Annotated in this window: 16 protein-coding genes, 1 tRNA gene, 1 rRNA gene and 1 riboswitch; of the genes, 12 read left to right on the top strand and 6 right to left on the bottom strand. The window is 45.7% G+C overall.

The window, feature by feature from the left end:
• The first annotated feature begins 102 nt into the window (after window positions 1–102).
• The 9 genes from rrf to thiH all read left to right on the top strand — a co-directional run bounded on the left by rrf (window position 103) and on the right by thiH (window position 8381).
• Window positions 103–219: ribosomal RNA gene (gene rrf, locus AC3D28_RS11175) — 5S ribosomal RNA — on the top strand.
• Window positions 220–320: 101 nt separating this feature from the next.
• Window positions 321–411: transfer RNA gene (locus tag AC3D28_RS11170), tRNA-Ser, on the top strand.
• Window positions 412–1422: 1011 nt separating this feature from the next.
• Window positions 1423–1806, top strand: a complete 384-nt coding sequence (gene crcB, locus AC3D28_RS11165) for a fluoride efflux transporter CrcB (protein WP_488534786.1) — start codon at window positions 1423–1425, stop codon at window positions 1804–1806.
• Between the two features lie 60 nt (window positions 1807–1866).
• Window positions 1867–1965: riboswitch (TPP riboswitch) on the top strand.
• A gap of 164 nt (window positions 1966–2129) precedes the next feature.
• Complete coding sequence (gene thiC / locus AC3D28_RS11160; RefSeq protein WP_488534785.1) at window positions 2130–4070, top strand: phosphomethylpyrimidine synthase ThiC; 1941 nt, start codon at window positions 2130–2132, stop codon at window positions 4068–4070.
• Window positions 4070–5419 carry a thiamine phosphate synthase gene (locus AC3D28_RS11155; protein ID WP_488534784.1) on the top strand — a complete coding sequence of 450 codons (1350 nt, stop codon included), beginning with the start codon at window positions 4070–4072 and terminating at the stop codon, window positions 5417–5419. Before thiC ends, AC3D28_RS11155 begins: the two co-directional genes overlap by 1 nt.
• Complete coding sequence (locus AC3D28_RS11150; RefSeq protein WP_488534783.1) at window positions 5406–6161, top strand: HesA/MoeB/ThiF family protein; 756 nt, start codon at window positions 5406–5408, stop codon at window positions 6159–6161. Before AC3D28_RS11155 ends, AC3D28_RS11150 begins: the two co-directional genes overlap by 14 nt.
• 40 nt (window positions 6162–6201) lie before the next feature.
• On the top strand, window positions 6202–6465 hold the full coding sequence (gene thiS / locus AC3D28_RS11145; RefSeq protein ID WP_098413417.1) for a sulfur carrier protein ThiS: 264 nt from the start codon (window positions 6202–6204) through the stop codon (window positions 6463–6465).
• 5 nt (window positions 6466–6470) lie between these two features.
• Window positions 6471–7238: a thiazole synthase gene (locus AC3D28_RS11140; protein ID WP_488534782.1), complete on the top strand. Its 768-nt coding sequence runs from the start codon at window positions 6471–6473 to the stop codon at window positions 7236–7238.
• A 15-nt stretch (window positions 7239–7253) separates the two neighbouring features.
• Window positions 7254–8381, top strand: a complete 1128-nt coding sequence (gene thiH, locus AC3D28_RS11135; protein ID WP_488534781.1) for a 2-iminoacetate synthase ThiH — start codon at window positions 7254–7256, stop codon at window positions 8379–8381.
• 99 nt (window positions 8382–8480) lie between these two features.
• Here the strand turns inward: thiH and AC3D28_RS11130 are convergent, their stop codons facing one another.
• Both AC3D28_RS11130 and AC3D28_RS11125 read right to left on the bottom strand, forming a co-directional pair.
• The gene (locus AC3D28_RS11130; RefSeq protein ID WP_488534780.1) at window positions 8481–10271 is read right to left on the bottom strand and encodes an aminopeptidase P family protein; all 1791 of its coding nucleotides are present in this window, start codon (window positions 10269–10271) and stop codon (window positions 8481–8483) included.
• 198 nt (window positions 10272–10469) lie between these two features.
• Complete coding sequence (locus AC3D28_RS11125; protein ID WP_488534779.1) at window positions 10470–11411, bottom strand: LysR family transcriptional regulator; 942 nt, start codon at window positions 11409–11411, stop codon at window positions 10470–10472.
• A gap of 139 nt (window positions 11412–11550) precedes the next feature.
• Here AC3D28_RS11125 and AC3D28_RS11120 point away from each other — a divergent pair, with 139 nt between their 5' ends.
• Both AC3D28_RS11120 and tsrA read left to right on the top strand, forming a co-directional pair.
• Window positions 11551–12711 carry a multidrug effflux MFS transporter gene (locus AC3D28_RS11120; RefSeq protein ID WP_098413501.1) on the top strand — a complete coding sequence of 387 codons (1161 nt, stop codon included), beginning with the start codon at window positions 11551–11553 and terminating at the stop codon, window positions 12709–12711.
• Between the two features lie 91 nt (window positions 12712–12802).
• On the top strand, window positions 12803–13087 hold the full coding sequence (gene tsrA, locus AC3D28_RS11115) for an H-NS-like global regulator TsrA (protein WP_005458563.1): 285 nt from the start codon (window positions 12803–12805) through the stop codon (window positions 13085–13087).
• 26 nt (window positions 13088–13113) lie between these two features.
• Here tsrA and AC3D28_RS11110 read toward each other — a convergent pair whose 3' ends face one another.
• The 4 genes from AC3D28_RS11110 to AC3D28_RS11095 all read right to left on the bottom strand — a co-directional run bounded on the left by AC3D28_RS11110 (window position 13114) and on the right by AC3D28_RS11095 (window position 15547).
• Window positions 13114–13569, bottom strand: coding sequence for a DoxX family protein (locus AC3D28_RS11110; protein WP_488534778.1), 456 nt, complete (start codon window positions 13567–13569; stop codon window positions 13114–13116).
• 10 nt (window positions 13570–13579) lie between these two features.
• Window positions 13580–14338 (bottom strand): HvfC/BufC N-terminal domain-containing protein, encoded by a 759-nt coding sequence (locus AC3D28_RS11105; RefSeq protein WP_488534777.1) that lies wholly within the window; start codon window positions 14336–14338, stop codon window positions 13580–13582.
• Window positions 14335–15204: an MNIO family bufferin maturase gene (bufB, locus tag AC3D28_RS11100; protein ID WP_488534776.1), complete on the bottom strand. Its 870-nt coding sequence runs from the start codon at window positions 15202–15204 to the stop codon at window positions 14335–14337. The genes AC3D28_RS11105 and bufB overlap by 4 nt, the downstream gene beginning before the upstream one ends.
• 82 nt (window positions 15205–15286) lie before the next feature.
• Complete coding sequence (locus AC3D28_RS11095) at window positions 15287–15547, bottom strand: BufA1 family periplasmic bufferin-type metallophore (RefSeq protein ID WP_488534775.1); 261 nt, start codon at window positions 15545–15547, stop codon at window positions 15287–15289.
• A 281-nt stretch (window positions 15548–15828) separates the two neighbouring features.
• On the opposite strand from AC3D28_RS11095, the gene uvrD reads away from it, so the two are divergent.
• On the top strand, window positions 15829–18003 hold the full coding sequence (uvrD, locus tag AC3D28_RS11090; protein WP_488534774.1) for a DNA helicase II: 2175 nt from the start codon (window positions 15829–15831) through the stop codon (window positions 18001–18003).
• Window positions 18004–18260 lie beyond the last annotated feature (257 nt).

The following is an 18260-nucleotide window of genomic DNA, read 5'->3' as shown; positions in this document are numbered from 1 at the left end:
GGTTTTGATGGGCTCAATACAAGAAAACTTGATTGTGTTAAGAACTGAAACAGCTTTCCAGATTATTAATTATCGCGTTGGCGGTAGTTAAAAAAGAATTTGCTTGGCGACCATAGCGTTTTGGCCCCACCTGACTTCCATGCCGAACTCAGAAGTGAAACGAAATAGCGCCGATGGTAGTGTGGGGTTTCCCCATGTGAGAGTAGGACATCGCCAGGCTTTATTTATCGCTTTTGGATTTACCTTAATATTAAGGTGCCTCTGAAAGCAAAACTAAAATTTAGCATGATAAATAAGACTAAGTTTTAGTAACAATTTGTGGAGAGATGGCTGAGTGGTTGAAAGCACCGGTCTTGAAAACCGGCATACGTTAATAGCGTATCTAGGGTTCAAATCCCTATCTCTCCGCCACTTTTAATGAAAAACCGCTGTTCTTACAGCGGTTTTTTCGTTTCTTTACTTTAAAAATTGCTAATACATGAAAATAGTAGATGTATTTAAGAATTAACTGTTTAGGTCTCTCAATTTCTCGAACCAGTTTGGCAATACGAGCAGTGAGTACATTCTAGAAAGCGATTTCATGCCGCACAACCTTCCAATAATATTCAATATAAACCAATGAGCTTTGGTTCGCTCGATGTGCTGTCGCCGCCAACTCCAAACCAGTATCATCCATTATCATAACAGTATGATGGCCCTTGCTGTTATCTTTTATATTTGCTTTAGATTGCTCACTCATGATGCTTTGTCGACCCAAGGCACAACTATGGCCTCGCCAATACATCTTGTGAATAGAGAATTACTGCTTTATCAAATTTCTCGTTCAGCGCAAAGGGTGGGCCTAATTCTTCTTCAAGAAAGCTTGAACCACAGAGTTCTGCTTCCGTTAAAAAATTTAGTGAGTTAAATTGTAAGAATGGACGTCTTGGTAGTAGGTGAAAGCCAGCAAGCTCATTTTATGCTGACTTTTCTTTTTGCTCACGTCGATACGGCTAAGCCCATAACAATTCACCTACATGGTCTAGTCTCTTTTTAGCCCTGACAGTATGCGGTTAATCTCAAACATTCGTTTATAAGTAAGGATAGTCGAAGAGCTTTAATGATGATCTGCTTGAATGAACGGGGTGGTATCAATGATAGGATGCAACAATTCTGTAAGACATCGGTTTTTCCCCAGAGTGCTGTAAAATTTACAAAGTGGTTTTATTTACTCTCTTTGAATTGAATGTTGTTGAATCCCTGTTAGTTAAAGCTCATCGGTTACCTATCACCATCATGTATTGAACTTGAAGCAAAGTGACTCCTGTAATTTTTTAAATGCTGAGGAGTTTTAAATGCAATACATTGCTAAATTCTAAGATTTTACCATCAATATCGCTTTAGTTTTGGTTACAATATCGTCATCAAAGCTTTGGGGGAATTATGGGACAACTTTCCATTCTTGGTTTTATTGCACTGGGTGGTGCTTTCGGTGCGTGTTCTCGTTACTTGATATCTGAACTATGTGTCATTTTATTGGGGCGTGGCTTTCCATACGGTACGCTAACCGTTAATGTGGTCGGTTCATTTATCATGGGCTTGTTGATTGCTGCTTTCGATAATGAACTGTTGGCAACAGAACCTTGGCGACAAGTGATTGGTTTGGGTTTTTTAGGGGCACTAACGACGTTTTCTACCTTTTCTATGGATAATGTTTTACTTATGCAGCAAGGTGCATTTTTTAAGATGGGGTTAAATATTTTATTAAATGTGGTGCTTAGCATCTCTGCCGCGTGGATCGGTTTCCAATTATTGATGCGCAGCTAGCAAAGTAGTTAAAAATTAAACAGGTCGGCTTGGTTTCACTAAGCCGTTTTTATATACTGATATCACTTGTCGGAGTGCCATAAGGCTGAGACCGTTAATTCGGGATCCGTTGAACCTGATCAGATTAGAATCTGCGAAGGGAACAAGAGAAGATATTTATACCGGAGTTCTTTCTGGTTGACCTATCAAATAGTCGAATGTTGTTATAGGCAAATTACTTAAGCTTTATTTAGCCTTAATTTGACTCCTCTTGTCGCATCTATCCGCCAAGCATTTTTATCCAATTACTTTTTATCTAGTATAACAAAGCAAGGAAAAATGCTATGTCGAGTCGCAAACAAGCGAGACTAGAAGCAAAACAGTTCATTGAAACACTCTCGGTACAACCGTACCCAAATTCCACAAAAGTATATGTAGAAGGTTCACGTCCAGATATTCGTGTACCTATGCGTGAAATAGCGCTAGCAGATAGTTTGATTGGTGGCACAAAAGAAGCGCCTATTTTCGAGCCTAATGAAGCCGTCCGAGTCTACGATACGTCAGGTGTTTATACTGATCCGAACTACGATATTGACCTTTATAGTGGCTTACCAAAGCTAAGAGAAAGCTGGATTGAAGAGCGCGGTGACACTGAATTACTTGATGAAGTAAGTTCGGTGTACACAAAGGAACGCTTAGAAGACGAAACGCTAGACGATCTGCGTTACGGTAATCTACCACGTATTCGACGTGCTAAAGATGGTCATTGCGTGACCCAATTGTATTACGCTCGTAAAGGCATTATTACCCTTGAAATGGAATATATCGCCCTTCGCGAAAATATGGGGCGTGCTCAATACCGCGATGAAGTGCTAAATCAACAGCATCCGGGTCAAAGCTTTGGAGCGAATCTACCTAAAGACATCACTGCAGAGTTTGTTAGCCAAGAAGTTGCTGAAGGTCGTGCAATTATCCCATCAAATATAAACCATCCTGAGTCAGAGCCAATGATCATTGGCCGCAACTTCTTGGTCAAAGTAAACGCCAATATCGGTAACTCATCGGTGACCTCTTCGATTGAAGAAGAGGTTGAGAAGTTAGTGTGGGCGACACGCTGGGGTGGCGATACTGTCATGGATCTCTCAACAGGTCGCAATATTCATGAAACTCGAGAATGGATTCTACGTAATAGTCCGGTTCCGATCGGCACTGTACCTATGTACCAAGCACTGGAGAAAGTGAATGGTGTTGCAGAAAACCTTAACTGGGAAGTGATGCGCGACACTTTGATTGAGCAAGCAGAGCAGGGTGTTGATTACTTCACTATCCATGCTGGCTTACTACTGCGCTATGTACCAATGACAGCAAAACGTGTTACTGGCATCGTCTCTCGTGGCGGCTCTATTATCGCGAAATGGTGTTTAGCGCATCACCAAGAAAGCTTCTTGTACACCCATTTTCGAGAGATCTGTGAAATCTGCGCCAAGTATGATGTGGCACTTTCTCTCGGTGATGGTCTGCGTCCTGGTTCGGTTGCCGATGCTAATGACGAAGCGCAATTTGCTGAGCTTCGTACTCTTGGCGAGTTGACTAAGATAGCGTGGAAATACGACGTTCAGGTCATTATTGAAGGGCCAGGGCACGTGCCAATGCACATGATTAAAGAAAACATGGAAGAACAATTAGAGCACTGCCATGAAGCGCCGTTCTACACGCTTGGTCCACTGACGACAGACGTCGCTCCTGGTTATGACCATATTACTTCAGGCATTGGCGCTGCCATGATTGGTTGGTACGGCTGTGCAATGCTTTGTTACGTCACCCCAAAAGAGCACCTTGGCTTACCAAATAAAGAAGACGTAAAAACGGGCATGATCACCTATAAGCTTGCTGCTCACGCTGCTGATTTGGCGAAAGGACACCCTGGCGCACAAGTTCGTGATAACGCGCTTTCTAAAGCTCGCTTCGAGTTCCGTTGGGAAGACCAATTCAACTTGTCACTCGACCCAGAAACCGCTCGCGCTTTCCATGATGAAACCTTGCCTCAAGAGTCGGGCAAAGTTGCCCACTTTTGTTCAATGTGCGGACCAAAGTTCTGCTCGATGAAGATTTCGCAAGAGGTAAGAGAGTACGCGAAAGACACCGAGCAAGTGGCAGCGGATCAGGCGGTTTCTATCAAAATGTTAGATGATCCACTGGAAGGAATGCGCAGAAAGTCGGAAGAATTTCGAGCTACTGGCTCTGAATTATATCATCCAGCCGCACATGCAGAGGTTGACGAGTAATGATGAAAATCCTTATTCCGTCATCATTAATTGAATTAACGGGGTTAGTTCAGCAGTGCTTGTTGTTGGCGAAAGAGCAGGGTTTTAGCATTGAAATGATTGAGTTGGGTGTGAGCCCAACTCAGTCTATTCAGCTTATTTGTGACCAACAAATTAAGAGCGTAAGCACCGACCTCTGTACTGATCATTTGAATGATGATAGCGAACATGTAATTTATTATCGCTCCTCGCTGTCCGTTAAGGAATACCTTAAACAAGCCTCTCCAGACGTCTACATCGGTATTGATGATCGGCAGGTGAGCCGACAAGCACAACTCGATATCTGGCATCATCCGATCAACGGTGAGGTGAGAGCGCTCTCTAGTTCGTTTGATTCCTCTCATTATTTTAAACCTGAGTTACATTTGGCTTGGGTCTTAACATTGTTAGTCTTGGGTTTTCCTATCGAGGATGCGCTGACGTTTGCTCGTGCCATGACCAATGTTTCACGTGAAACATCCATTGATGGTGAAGCTATGGTTTCACAGTCTTGGGCGTGTGAGTTTTCCGATTTTCCAATCCCAGTCTTTGAAGATGAGCGTTTAGGTATGCAAGTCGGCTGGGCGACAAAAGGTCACGAACTACGTTTTCCAACGTTGAACAGGAACCGTTTGGGACTTTATCCGGTTGTTGATGATGTTGTTTGGGTCGAACGTTTATTGCCATTAGGCATTAATACCATTCAGCTGCGTATCAAAAATCCAGACCAACCTGATTTAGAACAACAGGTGGCGCGTGCTATTGAACTTGGGCAACAGTACAACGCGCAGGTATTTATTAACGATTACTGGGAGCTAGCCATTAAGTATGGTGCGTTTGGTGTCCATCTTGGTCAGGAAGATATTGAAGAGTCTAACCTGAGCGAGTTGAGCCAAGCTGGCATTCGCTTGGGCTTATCAACCCATGGTTATTACGAGTTGCTCCGTATTGTCCAAATCCATCCAAGCTATATTGCCCTCGGGCATATTTTTCCAACGACGACAAAGCAAATGCCTTCAAAGCCACAAGGGCTTATTCGTTTAGCTCTGTACCAAAAGTTGATTAATAGTATTCCTTACCGTAATGAAAGCGGCAGTGAAGTGCTTGGTTATCCGACGGTGGCTATTGGTGGTGTTGACCAATCCAACGCGCCGCAAGTTTGGCAATGTGGAGTGTCGAGTTTAGCCGTCGTGCGAGCGATTACTTTGGCTAAGTCTCCACAATCAGTGATTCACTTCTTTGCTTATTTAATGACAGAAGAACAGCGCACAGTTGATGAAACTTCGTTGAATCAAAGCTTCAAGACGGGAGACGATAGTGCCCACAGATAAAGAATTTGTGCGTTACCAGCGTCAGATTGCTGTACCTGAGGTGGGTGAAAAGGGTCAAGTTCAGCTAGGCCAGTCGCATGTACTGATAGTCGGTTGTGGTGGACTTGGCAGCGCGGCGAGTCTGTATTTAGCCGGCGCTGGGGTTGGTAAGTTGGTTTTGGTGGATGACGATGACGTTGATAACAGTAACCTACAGCGGCAGGTAATCTATCGTGAGCACGATTTTGGCATGGCCAAAGTCGATGCAGCCGCACAACAACTCGCTGCGCTCAATTCCATGGTTCAAGTGCGTACCATTGCTAAGCGACTGGATAAATTACCGCTACAACTCGAAGTCATGTTGGCGGATGTAGTATTGGATTGCTGCGATAACCTGCCTACGAGACAGCTGATCAATCAAGTGTGTTTTGAGCAAAGCACGCCACTCATTTCTGCTGCAGCTATTGGTTGGCAAGGTCAGTTTGCAGTGTTTGATTATCAGTCTAAAGACTCAGGCTGTTACCGTTGCTTATATCCTTTTGACGAACTTCAGCAGGTTAAAACGTGCAGTGAGCGTGGTGTGATTGGTCCGGTCGTTGGAACGCTTGGTAATTATCAAGCAATGGCGGCTATCCAAAAACTGGCCACTGGGGCATTCCATGTATCGACGAATCAGTTACATATTTTTGATGGTCTACTGATGAGCTGGAATCACTTAGCGATAGGTAAGGACCGTCAATGTCAGGTTTGTGGACAGAGCTAGCCACGAGTAATACAAGTCAGAGCATAGAGAGTCGAAAGCAATGACATTATCTAAATCTAACAATTCAATACTAAATTCATCTCAAGGTGCGGACAATCAGCACATGACGATTACCATCAATGAACAGCGACACAAAGTGGAAGTTGGAGTGAACTTACAGCAGATCATTGTGCGATTTTCTCTGCCAGAAATAGGCTGTGTGTTCGCTATTAATAACTATGTGATACCGCGCAGTGAATGGGCGAGCACAGACCTTTCCGAGGGAGATAGCCTCTCTTTGTTTCAAGCAATCGCAGGGGGTTAACGTCGATGCTTAAAATTGGTGATAAACAATTCGAATCAAGACTGTTCACTGGAACAGGCAAGTTTGCCAACAGCCGATTAATGGCTGAAGCGATTCAAGTGTCGGGTTCTCAACTTGCAACTATGGCGTTGAAGCGTGTAAATGTGAACGACCAACAAGACGATATTTTGCTGCCGTTAGTACAAGCGGGTGTGAACTTATTGCCGAACACTTCGGGTGCAAAGAATGTTAAAGATGCCGTATTTGCTGCACAACTAGCGCGAGAAGCGTTAGGTACTAACTGGTTAAAACTGGAAATTCACCCAGATCCGAAGTACTTGATGCCCGATCCAATTGAGACACTTGCAGCCGCTGAGCGGTTGGTACGTGATGGTTTTATTGTTCTTCCATACTGCCATGCGGACCCTGTTTTGTGTAAGCGTTTAGAAGAAGTAGGCTGTGCGGCTGTGATGCCATTAGGTGCGCCGATCGGCTCTAACAAAGGGATCGCATCGCACGACTTTCTTGAAATCATTATCGATCAAGCCAACGTTCCAGTGGTTGTGGATGCAGGGATTGGCGCGCCTTCTCATGCGGCGCGTGCGATGGAAATGGGCGCCGATGCCGTCCTAGTGAATACCGCTATTGCAGCGTCGAGCAATCCCGTGGCGATGGCGAAGGCATTTAAGTTGGCCGTTGAGTCGGGCCGTTTAGCTTATGAAGCGGGACTTGCTGGCAAGGTTTCTCATGCTGTGGCGTCGAGTCCTTTGACCTCATTTCTGGATGAGCTGTAATGGTGGAGTCATAACATGAGTTTTTATGAACGGTTTAAGCAGCTTAATTGGGATGACATTTCCATGTCGATCTATGCGAAAACGGCCCAAGATGTGGAGCGAGCATTAAGTAAAACTAGACGTGACTTGGAAGATTTCAAAGCGTTGATCTCACCAGCGGCAGAGCCTTATCTGGAGCAGATGGCACAACAATCTTACGCGCTAACACGTAAGCGCTTTGGTAATACGATGTCGCTTTATATACCGTTGTACCTTTCTAACGTGTGTGCGAATGCGTGTACCTATTGCGGCTTTTCAATGGAAAACCGCATCAAGCGTAGGACGTTGAATAAAGATGAAGTTGCCGCTGAAGTGGAAGCCATTAAGCGTATGAAATTCGACAGCGTATTGTTGGTCACAGGAGAGCATGAAACCAAAGTAGGGATGAACTACTTTCGTGAGATGTTGCCTTTGATTAAGCAGCGGTTCAATTATTTAGCCATGGAAGTTCAGCCTTTAGATCAAGATAACTACGCCGAGCTGAAGAGCTTGGGGTTGGACGCGGTGATGGTGTATCAAGAAACTTACCATCCATCAACCTACGCGCAGCATCACCTTCGCGGTAATAAAACGAATTTTCGCTATCGCTTAGAAACGCCCGATAGGTTAGCAAGAGCCGGAATTGATAAAATTGGTATTGGTGCTCTGATTGGTTTGGAAGAGTGGCGAACGGACTGTTTTTATGTTGCGGCACACCTCAATTACCTAGAGCATACATACTGGCAAACACGATACTCGATTTCCTTTCCGCGTTTACGACCTTGTGAAGGTTCGAGCTCTGCCAATGTATTACAGCCAAAGTCGGTAATGACCGATAAGCAATTGGTGCAATTGATTTGCGCATATCGCTTGCTGAATCCAGAAGTCGAGTTGTCTTTATCCACTCGTGAGTCAGCAACGTTCCGAGACAATGTTTTACCGTTAGGCATCACGAGCATGTCTGCCGCATCGAAAACCCAACCAGGAGGTTATGCTACGGAAGAAGTCGCTCTCGAGCAGTTTGAAATCAGCGACGAGCGAAGTGCGGGTTCAGTAGAAGATATGATCCGGGCGAAAGGGTTTGACCCTGTATGGCGAGATTGGCACTCGGCGTATTCTGGTTAAGTAACAAAGAAAGCCACTGGTCATCGTTATGTTTCACGTGAAACATAGGCAAAAAAAGAGGGTTGATGCAAAACATCAACCCTCTACTTTTTCTATCTTCTAGCTGTGTGCTATAGGTAACGTTGCTTGACGAAGCCACTCTTTCACATCACCTTCAACTAGCGGGTTGATCTCATCCCATACTTTCTGATGGTAATCATTCAGCCAAGCGAGTTCAGGCCGAGTAAGCATATCAACATTGATGTTGCGCTTGTCGATTGGGCAGCGTGTTAGCGACTCAAATGACAGAACAGGGAAGTCACCTTTAGTTGGTGTTTCAACAACAAGTTCCAGATTCTCGATACGAATACCAAACGCGTCTGCACGGTAGTAACCTGGCTCGTTTGATAGCACCATGCCTTCTAATAGAGGCACATCAATTTGCTTCTTCGAAATGCTTGCTGGGCCTTCATGCACACTTAGGAAGTGGCCCACACCGTGGCCCGTGCCGTGATCGTAATCATAACCTTCTGCCCATAAGTGTTGGCGAGCAAGCGTATCGATTTGATAACCACGAGTGCCTTTCGGGAAGCGAGCTCGAGCCACGCCAATATGACCTTTCAGCGCCAACGTAAATTGCTTCTGCATTTCTGCAGAAGGTTGACCAATCGCGATAGTACGCGTGATATCTGTGGTGCCATCGAGGTACTGACCGCCTGAGTCCACAAGGTAAAGCGTGTTCAGTGCTAACTTACCAGGTTCAGGTTGGTTCTCGTGATTGTAGTGACACATGGCCGCGTTCCCGCCTGCCGCTGAAATGGTATCGAAGCTGAGATCCATTAGCGTAGGGTCTTCGCTACGAAAGGCTTCCAGTTTGTCTGCCAATGTCGCTTCGTCATGCAGGTTGCCAGCAGCAACTTCCGCATCTAACCAACATAGGAACTTGCTCATCGCCACGCCATCGCGGATATGACACGCCTTCATACCCGCAATTTCAACTGCGTTCTTCGCCGCTTTTGGCATCAGACATGGATCTGCTGCTGCAATCACGGACGCACCAGAGTTTTGTAGTACCAGCTTACACCAAGCGTTACTGATTGCAGGATCAACTAATACCTTTTTATCTGTCATGGCTTCAAGGCGAGATTGAAGTGCTTCTGGGTGATGAACGGTCACACCGGCACCGACATGCGCATCAAACTCAGCAGGTAGGCGAGCAGGGTCGAGGAAGTATTCAACGGTTGAGTCGGCATGCAGAATCGCATGTGAAAGTAATACAGGCAGGCGTGATACATCCAAACCACGGACATTCAGCAGCCAACAAATAGAATCTAGTGCTGTGATCACAGCGCTATCTGCACCCGCTTTTTTAACCAGTTGGGCGATTGCTTGACGCTTGCTCTCACTTGATTGACCGACAGCTTCTGTAGGCATTAGGCGAACATCTGAGACAACAGGGTCTGGGCGATCCTGCCACAACGCATCAATTGGGTTGTTGGTCAGAATATTGAGCTCAAGCTTTCCGGCCAGTTTAGCTTGTGCCATATCTAGCCAAGCTGAGCTGTGCATGCGAGGGTCAATTGCGACAGAAGCGTTTGCTGGCAGGTTATCTAGAACCCAATCTAAAGCTGGTTCTTCAATAAGGTGGTGATATTCAAAGAGGTCACCAGAGACTTGTTTGGTGACTTGAACGGTATAGCGACCATCGACAAACATGGCTGCCTTCTCTTTGGTGATGACGGCGGCACCAGCAGAGCCTGTAAAGCCAGTTAACCAATGCAAGCGCTCGTTGTGCGCTGGTACGTATTCACCCAAATACTCGTCCTCGTGTGGAACCAGTAGGGCATCAATATTATGTTTTACAAGCCATTCGCGAATCGCATTCACTCGGCTTAGGGTATCGTTGTGCATCTGTTTTATTCCTTCAAATTACGGCTCCTTTATGCTCAGGTTTGGGAGCTGTTTCCTTCTGCCATGCAGTATGATCAACCAAAGTTTGCAATGACTTTGGCTGAGCCGGAGTACAACTGAGCCATAGATGAGCCAAAAGGACGACGACAGTTAAGCTACTCATTTTACCACTGAAGCGCAAATTGAGAGCGGTACTTTTTATCTAAGGTGATCGGTTTTTTGCGTGATCATCGCGCGTAACCAATTCAGTGCCGGGTCATTTTCTCTGTCTCGGTGCCAGAATAAAGTGTATGCCATCGGCGGAAATTCCAGCGGTAGGGGAAGCACCACCAAGTCAAGCTGTTTGGCTGCGAGCTGCACAAAGTGACTTGGGGCGGTGAAGATAAAGTCGGTATATGAGCACAGGCTAGCGGCACTATTGAAATCGGGTACGGTCACGGCAATATCACGATCGGCTCCGATATCGGCAAGACGATAATCCAACAGCCATCGTTCGTTACCATCACAGCGGACTTGTACGTGACGCAGGGCGAGATACGCTTCTAGGTTCCAAGGTTGTTTTAGTGCCGGATGATTTTTACGAATAATACACATTTGATGGTCGCGATAAATTTCCAGCTCGCTAATGTCGTTTGGTGGCAACAGGGTTAGTTTTGCATCATTAATGTCGATGTCTTTTCCAGTTAAACCGAAATCTAATTCACCGCGTTGGAGCATTTTAAAGGTGCTATCTAACCAAGGATGAGTACTGATCGTGACCCCAGGTGCCTGCTGAAATATAGCGGGTAAGAAATGAGGAAGAATAAGCGAATATATGCTTTCGACCGCCGCAATTTGAAAACGATATTCACTGCTTTGTGGACAAAATTCTTCGGGTTGTGTGAGCGCTTCTAATTGATTTATCAACAAATCCAGTTTCGGTTTTAAGAACAAAGCCCGGGGCGTGGGCGTCAATCCATGCGAGTTTCTAGTAAACAGCGGATCATTGAATTGGATGCGTAACTTGGCGAGTGACTTGCTTACCGCGGATTGACTCAAGCACAGTCGATGTGCCGCCCGAGTGACGTTAAGCTCTTCTATCAATACTTTAAAACAAACCAGTAGGTTGAAATCAATACGAGCCAGCTTTTCGATGTTCACAATGAATTTCCTCAGGGGAATAATGATCATGATTATACATCATTTCTATTCATATCATTAGACGATTAAACTCAGGCGAAGTTCTTTGTTCAATTTGGAGTGTTGTGTGCCTAGCCAGTTTTCTGATCGTAAAAAGCAAATGGCGTTATTGACCCTTTTGGTTCTTTTCAGTCCGCTTGCGATTGATATTTATCTACCCGCGTTACCTCTTATCGCTTCCACCTTTCAGGTAGATGATGCTTTAGCACAAGACACGATCACTTGGTTCTTATTTGCGATGGGTGTCGGGCAACTATTTGCTGGCCCTTTGGCAGATAAACTCGGACGTCGAACTGTTGCATTGGGCGGTATCACCATTTACGCAATGAGCGCTTTATTGGCGTGGAGTGCTCAGAATATTGAGTGGATGTTGGTGTCCCGACTGCTACAAGGCTTAGGTGCGTGTGCGACATCGGTAGCAGCCTTTGCAACAGTTCGCGATCTTTTTGGGCCGGAAAAAAGCGGTAAGATGATCAGCTATCTCAATGGTGCGATCTGCTTTATTCCGGCATTGGCCCCTATTCTTGGTAGCTGGTTAACCCAGCAATTTGATTGGCGCGCTAACTTTAGCTTTATGGCTGGTTTTGCCTTCGTATCTGGTGCACTGATGTTCTTTATGATGAAGGAGACCAATCCCTCGACAAAGGGTCAGGCTTATTTTAAACCCAGTCGCTACTGGGCTGTATTGAGCACCCCGTCATTTATCTTTCATGCTTCGCTGTGCTTAATGGCGATGGCGGTGATTCTTGCTTACGTGACTTCAGCGCCATCTGTTTTGATGACAGGTATGGGACTGTCGATGAATGAATTCACCTTTTGGTTTGGTGTAAATGCGGTGATAAACATTACGGCTTGTATGCTCGCGCCTAAGTTTATGGATCGCGTCGGTACACACAATACGCTTGTGGTAGGCATTTCGACGCTTGGTTTGGCAGGGGTGGTTATGATGGTCATGAATGGTCAGAATACTGCGCTGTCTTTCATGTTGCCTATCTTTATGGCGTCGGTGGGGTTTGCGTTCATTCTTGGCGCTGCGGCTGGTAAAGCACTGGAACCTTTTGGTGATAAAGCGGGAACAGCCGCAGCCCTGTTAGGCATGTTCCAAATGAGTGGTTCTGGGTTATTGGTGGGCACATTGCAGCGTGCGTCACTGGAACCACAAACTCTGATTGCAATTCATATGTGGGCTTTATTACCGGCGTTGGTTATTCTATTTACAAAAGCGGGTAAGAATTGGCACGCGAGCTTTGTTAAAGCGTAAATCAGTGCAATTTAGTATTTTCCAATGTGACTAACGCGTGTATATTTGTTGTTCAGACTTTTCCTGACATCATAACGGAACTCAAAAAGTAATGTCGTTAACCACGTATGAAATGGCTCGTATTCTAGAGCAAATGGAAGAATCGCCGGAAAAGGTGATGTTTGGCAAGTTGCTGAATGAGCTGGGTAACCAAAGCTCCGAGCGCATTCGTAGTGCGGCAAAACAAGTACCTTTACCAATCTTGCGTGATATTGTGTACCAATTTCAACAAGTGATTGAGTCGCGCAAAGGTGAGCAAGTTGAGCTGTTAGCAAAAGATCTTGCTCAACAGGGTATCTCAGCCGATGAGCTTCTTGCTTACTTGAATAAACAATAAAAAATCCCCGCCATGGCGGGGATTTTTTATTGCGTCAATTTGTTCTTTATAACATGGTCGATGGAGATGACTCCCGGTCCCCATACGATAACCACTAAAATCATGAATCCCCACAACTGATGGTCATAGAACCCTTTTTCCCACAAGACAGGGTAAGAGATGACCGCGATAATATTGAATACAAACAGAATCGCTGCCATCGGGCGGGTAATCAATCCCAACGCTAAAAATACTGGTAGAATTAACTCAGCAGCCGTTCCCATGTAGGCCGCTAGATCCCAAGGCAAAAGTGGCACTTGGTATTCCAATTCGAATAGATACAGCGTGCTATCCCAAGAAGAAACTTTGATTAGCCCTGAATTGAAGAACACCCATGCAACCCACAAGCGACAAAAGAGAAGTAGTAAAGGGACAAAGCCAGCTTGTAAGGTACTGATCAAATCGTCGTACCGATTGACTAAGTGTTTAACCGTATTCGTCATAGAGTGCTCCTTAGATTGATTTCAATGTAAAACCGTCAACGAGATCGAGTGCCATGACGCTATTAAGGTGAGTGAGCAATGCTTCGGGTATTTCGCTCAAACTCTGCTTCTGCTCTAAACATTGCAGCAGTTGGAAAACATCGGTATCGAGTGCGTGACATAAGGCTTCTCCATTGGCTTGCATCGAGATGACCCCTTGCTGTAATTGATTGATATTGAGCTGTTCAAAGTCTTGGGTTTGCATTGCACGGAATAAATCAAACACGGCGTAGTTGGAGTCAAAGCTGCGGCTGCCGGTACGCAAATGAAACACCAATTGAGGCTGTTGTTCTTCCGTCACTTGGGTAAGTGCAGATAAAGGGATTCGATTTGGTTTTTCGACTTTCTCATTCTGTATTTGTCGAGCTAAGTCCATATGCCATTCAAACCTTGCGACTTCAGGTGCGTACGGAGCTTGGGTCATGACCTGACTAAACTGCATAATCGTATCTTGAAAGCCCGCACCATAATGTACGACATTACCTTCTGCTAAGGGGTGAGAAAGCACGTGTTGGCGAGCAATTTGATCGAAGCATTCTTTTCCAACTAAGGCTTCAACCATTGGGTAGGTCGCTGCCAATACCTCACTCAAGCTGATGATAAAGTTATTGCGGTAAATCTGTATGCGTTCATCTGCGGTAAACTTGTCACTCACAATGTCGCATTCTTCACCGAGCGCTTGATAATGTAGGGCTTTAGCAAATTGACTCTGCAAGGTCGCAAGATTCATGACGCTTTCCTTTTGCTCTTTTGGTCAATTAAATGGTTTTGCTGCAATAGTGAGGACGCTTTTTCTGCTTCGCCAAGAAGGATTTCTGGAGCTGGAATATCCAAATCCCATTCAATCAGCGTATGGCGAGGGCCGTGTTTTTGTGTGCAATTAACGAACAGCTGCCATACTTCATCACTGACGGGACGGCTATGAGTATCAATCCAAATCTCACCTTTATCCAACGGCTTAATAGTAAAACCTGCCAAATGGATCTCATCGACTTTGTCGGCTGGAATCGCATCTAGGTATGTGTCGCAATCAAAACCGTGATTGAAGGCGGAAACATATACGTTATTTAAGTCGAGCAATAAACGACAGTCGGTGCGCTTTTGTACTTCGGTAAGAAAGTCCCATTCACTGATGATTGAATGGTGAAACTGCACATAACTAGATGGGTTCTCAATGAGGATTTCACGTTGTAGATGTTCTTGCACTTCAAGCACGTTGCGAGTGAAGACTTGCAGCGCTTCTTCCGTGTAAGGCAAGGGAAGTAGATCATTGAAGTAGTGACCACCATTTTCACTCCAGCTTAAATGGTCAGAGACGAAGAGCGGATCCATTGTATTTATCAATGCTTTTAGTTGCGCTAAATGTTTCGGATTCACACGTTCCACCGAGCCCAGCGATAAACCAATACCGTGGCAACTGATTTGGTAATGCTCGCGCAGTGCTTGCAGTTGATGATGCTCTGCTGAGTTGGGTTGAAAGTAGTTCTCGCTGTGGACTTCTAACCACGACAACTCAGGTTTATGTTGGCTAAAATAATCGAGATGAGGGGAGCGTAATCCGACGCCAGCAAGAGGATGGAAAGAGTGATGTTTCACGTGAAACTCCTTTTCTGATTGGCGAGTAACTGGGGGCGTTGGTTAAAGTGCAACGCGCCCCACAGAAACTTGTGACGTTGAGTTATGATTCGCTGGTGCTACCGCCAGCCAATTTGTCACACAATCCTTTAGGAACGACAACAAAGGCATCTTTTTGGTGGTCTTCTTTCGAGGTCCCCGCGCAAGAGCTGTTTTTCGTTGCGCAGTCATTCTTACCGGCTTTCGCTACGCCATAACACTTTTCTTTTTCTGCTGCGACAGCAGGGGCTGCGGTGAGCATGGTGCCACCAAGCGCGAGAAGGCCAGTAACAGCCGCAGTAACTGCAAGATTCGACTTTTTCATAACAATTTCCTCTGAATGATTTCCTTTAATTTCCGGTAAGCAAGCCAATTTTCATGTTAATGCACAATATTTATCCACTTGCTTAGAATAAAAGATAGACACAGCAAGAGAAAACTTTCATTGAAATTGATCGCGTGAATGGTTTTTGGGGGTGCGAATCGAGATAACCAGTTGAATGTCAGTTCAAAAAAACAACGAATTTTTTATCAATTTTTGTCTAAACAGCACCCAGTTGTTTAGGTTATAATCGGTTTTTATGTATAAAAAACCAGTAGCTCATCATGATGGATCCATCTCTATTACTCGACGGCTTGAACGATAAACAGCGTGAAGCCGTCGCAGCTCCTCTAGAAAACTTACTCGTCCTTGCTGGTGCAGGGAGCGGTAAGACTCGCGTTCTTGTTCACCGTATCGCTTGGCTAATGTCAGTCGAGCAAGCTTCTCCGTTCTCGATCATGTCCGTCACCTTTACTAATAAAGCCGCCGCAGAGATGCGTGGTCGTATTGAAGAATTGATGATGGGTAGTGCATCTGGCATGTGGAATGGCACCTTCCACGGCATTTGTCACCGCATTTTGCGTGCACACTATCTTGATGCCAAGCTACCGGAAGACTTTCAAATTATCGACAGTGATGATCAGCAACGTTTGTTGAAGCGTTTGATCAAAGCACAAAACTTGGATGAAAAGCAGTGGCCTGCACGCCAAGTTTCATGGTGGATCAATGGTAAGAAGGACGAAGGATTACGCCCATCGCATATCGACGCCTACCACGACCCCGTGACCAAAACGAACCTACAGCTGTACACTGCTTACCAAGAGGCGTGTGATCGTGCGGGCTTAGTCGACTTTGCGGAAATTCTTCTACGCGCACACGAACTACTGCGCGATAATAAATTTGTCCGTGAGCATTACCAAGCGCGTTTTAAGCACATTTTGGTCGATGAGTTCCAAGACACCAATAACATCCAGTACGCTTGGCTGCGCATGATGGCTGGCCCTGATTGTCACGTGATGATCGTGGGGGATGACGATCAGTCGATTTATGGCTGGCGTGGTGCAAAAGTGGAGAATATTGAGAAGTTCACTCTGGAATTTCCAAGCGTCAATACTATTCGTCTGGAGCAAAACTACCGTTCCACAAAGACGATTCTCGAAGCTTCAAACACCTTGATTGCCAATAATACTGAACGCATGGGCAAAGAGCTTTGGACTGATGGCCTCGAGGGTGAGCCTATCTCGGTTTACAGTGCTTACAATGAACTGGATGAAGCCCGTTTTTCGGTAAACAAAATCAAAGAGTGGCAGGAGAACGGCGGAGCTTTGAGTGAGGCCGCGATGCTGTATCGTAATAACGCACAATCTCGTGTTCTTGAAGAAGCGTTAATTCAGGCGGGGTTGCCATACCGTATTTATGGCGGTATGCGATTCTTCGAACGGTTGGAAATTCGAGATGCACTGAGTTACCTGCGTTTGATCGGTAACCGAAATGATGATGCGGCTTTTGAGCGTGTGGTGAATACCCCGACACGTGGTTTGGGGGACAAAACGTTGGAAACCATTCGTCGTGCGGCGCGCGATCGTGGCTGCACGATGTGGGAAGCTTGTGTGGCGATGCTTGATGAGCAAGTGCTATCAGGCCGAGCTGCAGGGGCGTTAAGTCGTTTTATTGAGTTAATTACGGCACTGGAAGATGATACGCTCGAAATGCCATTGCACGAGCAAACTGACCACGTCATTAAGTATTCAGGTTTGTTTGCGATGTACGAGCAAGAGAAAGGCGAAAAGTCTAAAGCGCGTATTGAAAACTTGGAAGAATTGGTGACGGCAACGCGTCAATTTGAGAAACCAGAAGAAGCGGAAGAGATGTCAATGCTGACGGCTTTCTTAACCCATGCGGCACTGGAGGCGGGGGAAGGCCAAGCAGACGAATTCGAGGACGCGGTTCAGTTAATGACATTACACAGCGCGAAAGGTCTGGAATTTCCGTTGGTGTTTATGGTGGGTGTGGAAGAGGGCATGTTCCCAAGCCAGATGTCGGCTGAAGAGGCTGGACGCCTAGAAGAAGAGCGCCGCCTTTGCTACGTAGGCATCACGCGTGCAATGCAAAAACTGTACATCACTTACGCAGAGATGCGCCGTCTGTATGGTCAGGATAAATACCACAAACCGTCACGTTTTATTCGTGAATTACCAGAAACGTGTTTGGATGAAGTTCGAATGAAGGCGCAAGTCAGCCGACCTTCGACCACTGGTCGATTTAGCCAGACTGCAGTCAAAGAAAACTTTAATGAAACGGGCTTTGCCTTGGGGGCTCGGGTGATGCATCCAAAGTTTGGTGAGGGGACGATCATCAACTTTGAAGGCAGTGGGCCACAAAGCCGAGTACAGATTGCGTTCAATGGTGAAGGTATTAAGTGGTTAGTGACTGCTTACGCGAGACTTGAGAGGCTGTGAGTTCTTCATTTTTTGTAAGTTTTTGATTTTTATTGTTTAACATAAAAAAGTGCTGCTTTGGCAGCTCTTGTGGTCTCTGAGTAGGATAGGCTTCAGTTGCGACGCAGACAAAGAAAAACCCCGAGGGCTTGCGCCCATCGGGGTTGTGGTCTTACTTGCAGCAATCCAGCTACTCAAAGTGCTCCTTGCATCAAATCCTTGATAGCGTGCTGTATTCCTTCAGCTTAATCCTTTCATCGCCATCCTAGCGGTGTCCT

This window comes from Vibrio sp. TAP-3B (assembly GCF_057784735.1).
This window is presented reverse-complemented; position numbering and strand designations above follow the sequence as displayed.

Bases quoted from the DNA above. Each gene is read 5' to 3' on its own strand.
- thiC (WP_488534785.1), top strand. From the start codon at position 2,130: ATGTCGAGTCGCAAACAAGCGAGACTAGAAGCAAAACAGTTCATTGAA.
- thiH (WP_488534781.1), top strand. From the start codon at position 7,254: ATGAGTTTTTATGAACGGTTTAAGCAGCTTAATTGGGATGACATTTCC.
- AC3D28_RS11105 (WP_488534777.1), bottom strand. From the start codon at position 14,338: ATGAATCTTGCGACCTTGCAGAGTCAATTTGCTAAAGCCCTACATTAT.
- AC3D28_RS11095 (WP_488534775.1), bottom strand. From the start codon at position 15,547: ATGAAAAAGTCGAATCTTGCAGTTACTGCGGCTGTTACTGGCCTTCTC.
- AC3D28_RS11110 (WP_488534778.1), bottom strand. From the start codon at position 13,569: ATGACGAATACGGTTAAACACTTAGTCAATCGGTACGACGATTTGATC.
- AC3D28_RS11130 (WP_488534780.1), bottom strand. From the start codon at position 10,271: ATGCACAACGATACCCTAAGCCGAGTGAATGCGATTCGCGAATGGCTT.
- tsrA (WP_005458563.1), top strand. From the start codon at position 12,803: ATGTCGTTAACCACGTATGAAATGGCTCGTATTCTAGAGCAAATGGAA.
- AC3D28_RS11155 (WP_488534784.1), top strand. From the start codon at position 4,070: ATGATGAAAATCCTTATTCCGTCATCATTAATTGAATTAACGGGGTTA.
- uvrD (WP_488534774.1), top strand. From the start codon at position 15,829: ATGATGGATCCATCTCTATTACTCGACGGCTTGAACGATAAACAGCGT.
- crcB (WP_488534786.1), top strand. From the start codon at position 1,423: ATGGGACAACTTTCCATTCTTGGTTTTATTGCACTGGGTGGTGCTTTC.
- AC3D28_RS11140 (WP_488534782.1), top strand. From the start codon at position 6,471: ATGCTTAAAATTGGTGATAAACAATTCGAATCAAGACTGTTCACTGGA.
- AC3D28_RS11120 (WP_098413501.1), top strand. From the start codon at position 11,551: ATGGCGTTATTGACCCTTTTGGTTCTTTTCAGTCCGCTTGCGATTGAT.
- thiS (WP_098413417.1), top strand. From the start codon at position 6,202: ATGACATTATCTAAATCTAACAATTCAATACTAAATTCATCTCAAGGT.